Source organism: Phocaeicola sp., assembly GCF_048170425.1.
GTDB lineage: Bacteria > Bacteroidota > Bacteroidia > Bacteroidales > Bacteroidaceae > Phocaeicola.
In genome coordinates this window covers 1-9,179 of sequence record NZ_DBEXBB010000230.1, presented here as the reverse complement: position 1 = coordinate 9,179, position 9,179 = coordinate 1, and the positions used below count along the sequence as shown (strand labels likewise).

Genomic DNA, 9,179 nt, shown 5'->3' with positions numbered 1-9,179 from the left:
TTCTAATATATTTTATCATATGTCTCTTTGGGATTCTTAGATATACGTCCTTTTAATTCAGCACACAAAATATTTCTATCACTTTTGGAAATAAGAGTTCTCAAAGCTTTTTTCCCGTTGGGTAAATCTTTAAATATTGGCAGAGCATAAAACAAATCATACATAACGTCATCGTCAATGTAATCTCCATCATGAAAAAGTGGCACTTTATCTTCTAATGCCTTATTTAAAATGTCACGAGTTATAAGCATATTTATATTTAATAATCAGGTTAATATTGATATAGCTAAGTGCATCAAAGATACAAAAAAAGGCTGGCACTGCTAATATCTTCCGCTCATCGCACACCATTTTTAATGCTTTCTTATCCTTAAAGTTGATTTTCCTTACGATAAGGAATCTCTCAAAATTGCCCATAAAAAATCCCCCATGCAACCGCATGAGGGATTCCACAAGTAAATTCTATTTCGAGAAATTTATTTTGCTACACGTTCCAGCCATTTCAGCATGAACAACATGGTACACATAGAGATGCAGCAAGCCACTACGAATACAGTCCATGTCATCCAGATTGGAATAGATTCATACAACACTGCTCCGATGAACAACAACTGGTTACCGATGGCCGTAGCACCCAGCCAGCCACCTTGCATGATTCCCTGATACTTCGGAGGAGCTACCTTCGATACGAAAGAAATTCCCAGCGGAGAAATATACAACTCGGCAATGGTCAATACCAGGTAAGTAGCCATCAACAACAGCGGAGTTACTTTTATCGGTGAAGTTCCTGCTGCTACAATATCCTGATGCAAAGGGAGATCACTTACAAATGAACCAACTGCCATGATGATAAAGCCTGTAGCGGCAATTCCCATACCGATGGCAATCTTCTTAGGTGTAGAAGGTTCCTTGCCACGCGCACGCTGACGAGCAAATACCGCCATGACTACCGGAGTAAGGAATACTACAAAGAACGGATTCAGTGACTGGAACAGCTCGGCAGTAATAGGCATGCCAAACAAGTTCAAGTCAGTATATTCTTTCGCAAAGAATGTCAAAGTCAAACCATTCTGGTGGAATGAGAACCAGAAGAAGATTACCACACCGAATACCGCAAACAGAGCCATGATGCGCTGTTTTACTTCTTGTGCGCTCATTTCTACCGTAGCAGCAGAAGCAGCAGATTTGTCGGCTACCTTCTTGCTCGGGTCAGGGAAGCGTTTCTTATTCACTACATAAATAACCAAAGATACCAGCATAGCCACAATCGCTACCGCAAATGCGTAATGGAATCCTGTAGAGAACACATTCAAGTAGTCGTTAGCAAACTGAGTCAGGTCGGTTACAGGAGCACCGCTTACCTCATTAGCCAGTGTCTGATAAGTTTCAGCGGCCTGCGGCTGCAATGTGCCGGCCAAGTATCCGTGGCACAATCCGGGAAGATCAGGATTATATGCAAAACCGTTATGGCTCAACCACCAGTTACGCACGCCTACCGCAGCAGGAGGAGCAAAAATCGCACCGATATTGATGAACATATAGAACCAGGAGAAACCTGAGTCACGCAGGCTGGAATACTTCGGATCATCGTACATCTGACCTACCAGCGCCTGAAGGTTTCCTTTAAACAGTCCGTTACCAAACGCAATGATAAACAAAGCTCCGCACGTAACAGTCAGCATCAATGCCTTATTCACTACCGGAGTCTGAGAAGGAATGGCCAGCAATACGTAGCCCAATGCCATCAGGACAATACCTGTCAGGATGGTTCCCTTGTAATTTCGCGTCTTATCGGCAATTATACCACCGACCAACGCCAGAATGTAAATTGAAAAATAGAAAGTGGAATAAATCCATCCGGCTTCTGTCCCGCTCAACGCAAACTTCGCCTGTAAGAAAAGCACCAGAATCGCCATCATGGTGTAGAAGCCGAAACGTTCTCCCAGATTGGCCAATGATGCGGCTACCAGCCCTTTAGGATGTTTACTAAACATAGGTTAATGAAGATTTTAATAATTAATAGTGTTAATACTCGTATAAATTCTGTCTCACGCTCGCAAATATACAATTATTCCGATAAATATGCAAACACGTATCACTCGGCACCTTGCGGAAGCTTTCCTTTGTACGTACGGCTCATCACGCGTTCAAAGCTGTGAATAATCTCCTGCCCCATATTCACACGCGTGCTGTCCACTTTCCGGATTTCCACAGGAGTTACTGCATCTTTATACTTCGCCTTGCCGATACGGATTTTCATCTTGTCCAGGTTTCCGGTAATGTTCACCCCTGCCTTGAAGGGCAACGGCGATTTCAGCACAGAGATGTGATAGTTAAAGTTCATGTCCAAGCCCTGGGTTCCTCCCACAGCCGCCTTGTAACGGTCTATCTGAAGCAAGAACGGATATACTGTCACATTGCCGTCCTGCACGGTCAGGTTGACCGAAATACTGTCGAACACATTCCGTTTCTTGTTCTTGAACATCAGCGTCTTGGATATTTCGGCAAAGGTTTCTCCATCCATCAGTACCAGACTATCTCCTTTGATGTGCATGGCCGCTTTCAGACTTGGAATCTTCACGTTCAGGTTGGAATCAAGTACAGCTTCGGCCGTGGCATCAAAATCGACCATCCCCTTGAAGGAACGGAGCATCGGTACAATCGTATCAAGCGAAGGAATGAAATCCACCAGCTTACCGATATTTACCTTGCGCAACCGGAAATCAAAGCCGGCATAGCCTCTTGTTTTTCTGCGGGCACGATATACCAGCGTGGTTTCCAAGTCCGCTTCCAATCCCCGCATGGTCAGCTTTTTCAGATAAACCGCCTGATTGCGAATGTCTACCGCTCCTTGCACATTTTCAAACACCATATTTCCGTAAGTCACCTTTTTCAGGTTGGTCTTCAGTTCGAAGTCAATATTCTTCGGAATGACAAATAACTGCATCGGTTCTGCTGACGATACCGTGTCGGTCTCTGCCTGAAGTGTATCCTGCGGGAAATTCAGTGCATTAATCAACTGGTTGCAATCGAGATTACGGGAAGAGATTTCCAGGTTGGCCTTCAGCATTTTTCCTTTCTTCATTGCCGCATACAAGCCATAAACTGCTCCGCTTGCCGTCAAGTTGGAACGCCCGATACGCATGCTGGCATTTTTCAAAGTGATGACTCTATCGCCTACCGTTACGGCTGTTTTTCGCATTCTCACCGGCAGAGCTAATTCGGGAGTCCTTAAAGTCAGCCGGTTGAATCCGACAATTCCTTTGGGGAGCCACACCGAATCGCGCACCTTTTCAGCCGTCAAGTTAAAGCCTCCCTTGTCCATACCCATTTTCATATCACCCATACGGCAGAAAAGCGTATCGGTCTCCAAGGCCATTTTTATGTTCGGCATGGCCGGATTCAGTTTACCCGGCTGCAGATGCAGGGAAGCCTTTGCTTTTTTACTGAACACCTTCAACGAATCGCCCATCTCCCCTTTCAGGCGACTCATCTGCAATTTACATTCCACGTCAATCAAACGGGTCGTATCCTGCGGATTCGTAGACCGAACGGTGGCGTTCAATTCATCCAAATCGGCAGAAATAGCCGCAGTACGCAAGGAAGCCTTGCGGATGTCCATTTGTGCGGCAAGATTATCATCCCCAATGAAACGGAGAGCTGCCTGACTGGTAAATTCAAAATTTTTCTTGGTATCGCGTAAGAACAGATCCTGCATATCCAGCTTTCCTTTCAAGCGGACCCGCCCCCAGTCCTGCTTCTGAATGGTCGACAAGCGGCAGTGCAAGCGGAAATCGGCTCCCACACGACCGCCTATCGACACTCCCTCCTGTAAGGGGAAGGTCTTAGCCAGTGCCGTAAGGTCTATTTCCGAACGGGTATGAAAAGTAATGTCAGGGTCACCCAACAAATCTTCCACTTTTCCGTCGGCCAATATATCCGTGTGAGCTCCCTTGAAACGGAATATCTTCAAATCGGCATACGAGGGCTTGCGGCGCATGAAATCAACGTACCCGCTGAATTCAGCCGTCAGGTCGTCAATACCGTAGGGCAAATCGGCATACTTCGCCGAGGCCTGGTTAATGCTCATGTGAAGTGTGGCTTCCGGCATCTGCTGTTTCCCATAAAGCCCCTTCAGGGTTCCCTCCAGCGTAACCTCTCCTTTGGCTGTCAGTTCCTGACGTTTCAGCACACTCTCCGGAATCATATTAAATACGGTTTCCAGCGACGGAGCATGCAACTTATAGGTCAAATCTACCGAAGCCGGTCCGCCAATCGTATCTCGCCCGAGGCTACCCGACAAGTCGAGAGCTATCCCATTTAAAGTCAGTCCTGTATCCTTCAACGTGAGCCGACGGGAAACACGGTCCAGCTGCATATCCGCATTCAGCCCCACAGCCAGGTGATTCACCAATAACTGCCCGTCCTGCCAGAAGAGCAGGTTCTCGTTGTCATACTCCACTGCCAGCATGGAATAATCCTTCTTCAAGGATGCTTTCAAGTCCATGTTCAGGTTCTGCACACAAGCATATACCCTTGTATCCCTGTCGTCGAACGTCACGCTCGTACGCTTCAATGCCACACGGTTAATGTCTATTTCCTGAATTTGAGGTTTCTGCTGCGATGTGGTATCTTCTTCTGCCGCCTCTTCCGTACTCTTCACGATGTCCCAGTTGCTTTTTCCTTCTTTGTTCTTGAAGGCATATACCGATGCATCCTCCAGCCCCAGGTAACGCAGGCTGATTTTATCATGCAGCAGATAGTCCACCGGATTCACTACCACCACGCATTTCTTGAAAGAAACCAATGAATCGGTTTTCTGCCACAACGTGTCATTAATGGCTTTAGATATCAAAACCCCATCCGTCACCTTCAGGCCGAACCGAGGAAAAGTGGAAAAAAAGGTCAGCTCCACACTTTTCATCTGCAAACGGGCATTCAATGACTGATTGGCCACATTCAACACTACCGGCGTCAGTTTCTCCGGTGTAAAAATAAAATTCACTACGATTGCCACGGCCAACAAGAATACAGTCAGTAACGCTCCTAACGAAATAGCCGTCAGCCGAATTGTTTTACGTAATTTCTTGTTCATCTTTTTTCTTTCATAAACAAACTCATCCGTAATTTGTTCTGTCTGTCTCTCCATCCAGACAATAGGTGCAAACAAAATCAGGATGTATCAGATAATGAATCAGGAAACAAGCCTCGTTCGTTTCCCGATACGATTCACCCGTAAACGTTCCAGAGAAAGACAATTTAAAAGGACACACCTTCAGGTGCCGCAGAAAATCCACTTCTTCCATATCGAGCACTTTGTACATGGTTTCCTTTGCCGACCAGTGCAAGAGCAACTGATACAATTCTTCACGCGATTCCATCCGTGCTCTTTCCGGCATCTCGTCTTCCCTGACAAACCGGGAGTCTACCTTTCGTACCCGCTCGCCATAAGCCTCAATATCAATACCGGGCTGGGCAGACTCATGCAAACCGACAGCCACATATCCCTTCGTATGGGAAATGGACACATGATACTCCCCTCCTGTCAGAAACGGCTTTCCGGAAAGCTCATGTCCTATCCGTACTTCTTTTCCCAACATCGTTTTCAGCAGCACACGTACTGCCAAGTATTCCATTTTCCGGGAAGGAGCCTTCAGGTGTTCAAGTTCCTGCCGCACCACATCGGCCGACAAGCAAGCGCAAAGTTCCTCCATCGTTTCCGTCACCTGCCAGATTCCCCATCTGCCATTTTCCTCCGTCCAAGTCTTCAGCAGCGGCATACTTACTTCTCCTTCGCCTCATCTTCTTCCTGAGCCACAGGCAAGATGGTCACTTTCACCTTCTGGATTCGACGCGAAGTCATCTCCAGGATTTCAAAACGGTAATTCTGGTAATTGATAATCTCATGCAATGCGGGGAACTCTCCCTTCAGTTCCAGCAGAAGGCCGGCCAGTGAATCCGCATCCCCAGAGGCATCTTCAAATACTTCCTCACTATCCTTGATAATCTTATAAAAGTCCGACAGCAGAGTCTTTCCTTCGAACACATACACGTTTTCCGTAAGTTTCACGTACGTACGTTCTTCCTCATCGTATTCGTCATTGATTTCTCCGACAATCTCCTCGATGATGTCCTCCATCGTCACGATACCCGACGTACCTCCAAATTCGTCCACCACTACAGCGATGTGAATCTTATTCGTCTGAAAATCACGCAGCAAATCACCAATCATCTTATTTTCAGGCACAAACAAGGCAGGGCGAATCAGGTTCTGCCACTTAAAGTCCTCACCCTTGTCCAAATAAGGAAGCAAGTCCTTGATATACAATATACCTTTAATCTGGTCACGCGTTTCTTCATACACCGGAATACGCGAATATCCATTCTCATTGATACACTTCAACACCTCAGAAAAAGTAGAATGTATTTCCAAATCCACGATGTCCATACGGGAAGTCATTACTTCCTTCGCGGTTTCTTCTCCAAAACGGATGATTCCCTCCAACATATTGTTTTCTTCCGGTGTTTCCTGAATATCCGTCAATTCCAGTGCCTGAGAAAGTTCATTAACCGACAAGTTCCGGACTTTCCGCTTCTGTGAAAAACGGTTGATGAAGAAAGAAGACCGGACCAGCAACGAAGAAATAGGCCAGAACACGGTTCGCAAAACCATCACCACTGGAGCCGCCTTACGGGCAAAAGGTAAAGTATGCTGTGCCGAATAAATTTTCGGCATGATTTCCCCGAACAGCAACAACAGGAAGGTCAATACGACCGTTACAATCAAAAATTCCAGAATTTTTGCCTCTCCAAAATCAATCACGCTGGCAAACACATAATTGAGCAGCATGATGATGGTCACATTGACAAAGTTATTCGAAATCAGGATAGTGGCCAGCAGACGCTCTGAATCATCAAGCAAAGCCTTGATTTTAGAGTCAGAAGGATGATTCTCCTCCTCTATTTCATTCAAGTCGGAAGGAGACAACGAAAAAAAAGCAATTTCAGAAGCAGAAACGAAGCCCGAAGTATACAATAACGTAAGGGCCAGCAGCAAAGCAAAAGCAGCCCCTAACGAAAGGGGCATTACGGTAATTCCGTCACAAAGCTCCGTCCAGCGGAGCAGACACGAGTCAGGGTCCATTCTATCTACCTGTAGTTAAACATCAATTAAAGACCGCCTGAGATTAAAACGGCAAATCATCCGAAGGATTATTCTCAGGCTGAGCGGCAGCGGCAACCGGCGAAGCAGCCTGCGGTTGTGCAGGAGCAGCAGGCTGTGCAGCACGCGGAGTCAGCATTTCCATATTGTCACCGAAAATCTCCACCACGTAACGTTTCACTCCATTCTGGTCATCGTACGAACGTGAACGGATTTTTCCCTCGATATACAATTTATCGCCTTTGTGCACGTATTTCTCGGCCGTTTCAGCCAGTCCGCGCCACAACACGATGTTATGCCATTCCGTACGTTCAGGCACCTGTGTACCGTTGGCCAGCGTGTAAGCGCGGTCGGTGGTAGCCAGCGGGAAAGTAGCTACAGCCACTCCACTGTCCAAATATCTTACTTCAGGGTCTTTCCCCACATTTCCAATCAATTGTACTTTATTCAATGACATGATTCTATTTTTTATAATTTGGATTCAAAAGTAACGAAAAAAAACGAGATATCAAGCGCGACACAGGGAATTTATGCAAATCCCCAATCAGAACACGTTGAAATCCAGAAAGAACGGCCTCCTCTTCTTCCAGTTCCACTTCGTAGCATCGGGCATGGATTACCCGGTGCGACAACACGTGTTTCACCTCGGGCGAAACCACACGGAACATACGTATGGGATGGTTACCCACTAATTCCCGGAATGCCGGAAGAGAGAAAATATCTTCTTCTCCTACTTCCTGTTCCGTTTCAATCAGCGGAAACTCATACAGATTCTGCCAGATATCTCCGGCCTCACGTCTTTTTATAAATGTATACACGCCTGCACGCACGTAAATATAAGAAAAATAACGGTCTAACACCTTTGTTTTACGTGCTTTCCAAGGAAGTTTGTCCACTAAGTTCTTTTGCAGGGCCACACAACTGTCTGAAAGCGGACAAAACAGACAGGAAGGCGATGACGGCACACACTGCATAGCCCCGAAATCCATAATGGCCTGATTATACAATGCCGGACGCGACTTGTCCATCATTTCATCCGCCAGCGAAGCATACAGCTTTTTTCCGGCTCCTGTATCAATCGGTTCTTCCACGCCCAGCCACCTGGACAATACGCGATACACATTTCCGTCGACCACCGCATACGGCATGTCGTAGGCAAAGGAACAAATGGCTGCGGCTGTATAGTCTCCCACCCCTTTCAGTGCCCTTACATCTTCATAACGCACGGGAAAAGCGCCTTTTTCAGCAATCGTCCGTGCGGCCTCATGCAGGTTGCGGGCACGCGAATAATAGCCCAGCCCTTGCCAGCACTTCATCACTTCGTCTTCCGAAGCCTTTGCCAATGTTTCTACATCCGGGAAATGCTCCATAAAACGGCAATAATAATCATACCCCTGCACCACACGGGTCTGCTGAAGAATGATTTCCGAAATCCATATCTTATAAGGGTCTTTAGTGTCACGCCAAGGCAGGTCACGCTTGTTCTCCTTGTACCAGTCAATTATTGTAGTTGCAAACAAATTCATCCAATCTATAATTTGACTGCAAAAATAATACATTTGCCCGACATATCAGAAAAACCACGTCATACAGCTGTATAAAAGACTCATAACCCTCAAAAAAGCACGAGTTTTCTAAAAAAATATTCCCGAGAAATTTTCGAAAGATACAGAAAAGCTATATATTTGCAGTCCAAAAATTTAAGATAACGTATAACAATAATTATTAGCGAAATGACTAAAGCAGATATTGTAAACGAAATTGCCAAGAACACAGGTATTGACAAGGCAACAGTATTGGCAACCCTTGAGGCGTTCATGGGATCAGTAAAAGAATCTTTGTCGAAAGATGAGAATGTCTACCTCCGTGGTTTCGGTAGTTTCATTGTAAAGAAAAGAGCGCAGAAAACAGCTCGTAATATTTCCAAAAATACTACCATCATTATTCCGGAACACAACATTCCGGCATTCAAACCTGCAAAAACATTTACTCTATCAGTAAAAAAATAATTAACATT

8 protein-coding genes are annotated in these 9,179 nt (G+C 45.8%); 1 reads left to right on the top strand and 7 read right to left on the bottom strand.

Translation table 11 applies throughout. The features are described from left to right. Positions 1-2: 2 nt before the first annotated feature. The 7 genes from ACMJ0U_RS09140 to mutY all read right to left on the bottom strand — a co-directional run bounded on the left by ACMJ0U_RS09140 (position 3) and on the right by mutY (position 8,688). Complete coding sequence (locus tag ACMJ0U_RS09140; RefSeq protein WP_417129659.1) at positions 3-251, bottom strand: hypothetical protein; 249 nt, start codon at positions 249-251, stop codon at positions 3-5. 225 nt (positions 252-476) lie between these two features. Beyond that, positions 477-1,994 carry a peptide MFS transporter gene (locus tag ACMJ0U_RS09135; protein WP_417129658.1) on the bottom strand — a complete coding sequence of 506 codons (1,518 nt, stop codon included), beginning with the start codon at positions 1,992-1,994 and terminating at the stop codon, positions 477-479. Positions 1,995-2,095: 101 nt separating this feature from the next. Then, positions 2,096-5,095: an AsmA-like C-terminal region-containing protein gene (locus tag ACMJ0U_RS09130; protein WP_417129657.1), complete on the bottom strand. Its 3,000-nt coding sequence runs from the start codon at positions 5,093-5,095 to the stop codon at positions 2,096-2,098. A 22-nt stretch (positions 5,096-5,117) separates the two neighbouring features. Beyond that, positions 5,118-5,780 carry a 4'-phosphopantetheinyl transferase superfamily protein gene (locus tag ACMJ0U_RS09125; protein WP_417129656.1) on the bottom strand — a complete coding sequence of 221 codons (663 nt, stop codon included), beginning with the start codon at positions 5,778-5,780 and terminating at the stop codon, positions 5,118-5,120. A 2-nt stretch (positions 5,781-5,782) separates the two neighbouring features. Further along, the gene (gldE, locus tag ACMJ0U_RS09120) at positions 5,783-7,144 is read right to left on the bottom strand and encodes a gliding motility-associated protein GldE (RefSeq protein WP_417129655.1); all 1,362 of its coding nucleotides are present in this window, start codon (positions 7,142-7,144) and stop codon (positions 5,783-5,785) included. A gap of 43 nt (positions 7,145-7,187) precedes the next feature. Next, positions 7,188-7,619 (bottom strand): single-stranded DNA-binding protein, encoded by a 432-nt coding sequence (locus ACMJ0U_RS09115; RefSeq protein WP_417129654.1) that lies wholly within the window; start codon positions 7,617-7,619, stop codon positions 7,188-7,190. Positions 7,620-7,623: 4 nt separating this feature from the next. Beyond that, positions 7,624-8,688, bottom strand: a complete 1,065-nt coding sequence (gene mutY, locus ACMJ0U_RS09110; protein WP_417129653.1) for an A/G-specific adenine glycosylase — start codon at positions 8,686-8,688, stop codon at positions 7,624-7,626. Between the two features lie 207 nt (positions 8,689-8,895). On the opposite strand from mutY, the gene ACMJ0U_RS09105 reads away from it, so the two are divergent. After that, on the top strand, positions 8,896-9,171 hold the full coding sequence (locus ACMJ0U_RS09105) for an HU family DNA-binding protein (protein ID WP_007563675.1): 276 nt from the start codon (positions 8,896-8,898) through the stop codon (positions 9,169-9,171). The last annotated feature ends 8 nt before the right edge of the window (positions 9,172-9,179 follow it).

Coding starts and splice junctions, on each gene's coding strand:
- ACMJ0U_RS09115 (WP_417129654.1), bottom strand. CDS start 7,619: ATGTCATTGAATAAAGTACAATTGATTGGAAATGTGGGGAAAGACCCT.
- ACMJ0U_RS09105 (WP_007563675.1), top strand. CDS start 8,896: ATGACTAAAGCAGATATTGTAAACGAAATTGCCAAGAACACAGGTATT.
- ACMJ0U_RS09130 (WP_417129657.1), bottom strand. CDS start 5,095: ATGAACAAGAAATTACGTAAAACAATTCGGCTGACGGCTATTTCGTTA.
- mutY (WP_417129653.1), bottom strand. CDS start 8,688: ATGAATTTGTTTGCAACTACAATAATTGACTGGTACAAGGAGAACAAG.
- ACMJ0U_RS09135 (WP_417129658.1), bottom strand. CDS start 1,994: ATGTTTAGTAAACATCCTAAAGGGCTGGTAGCCGCATCATTGGCCAAT.
- ACMJ0U_RS09125 (WP_417129656.1), bottom strand. CDS start 5,780: ATGCCGCTGCTGAAGACTTGGACGGAGGAAAATGGCAGATGGGGAATC.
- ACMJ0U_RS09140 (WP_417129659.1), bottom strand. CDS start 251: ATGCTTATAACTCGTGACATTTTAAATAAGGCATTAGAAGATAAAGTG.
- gldE (WP_417129655.1), bottom strand. CDS start 7,144: ATGGACCCTGACTCGTGTCTGCTCCGCTGGACGGAGCTTTGTGACGGA.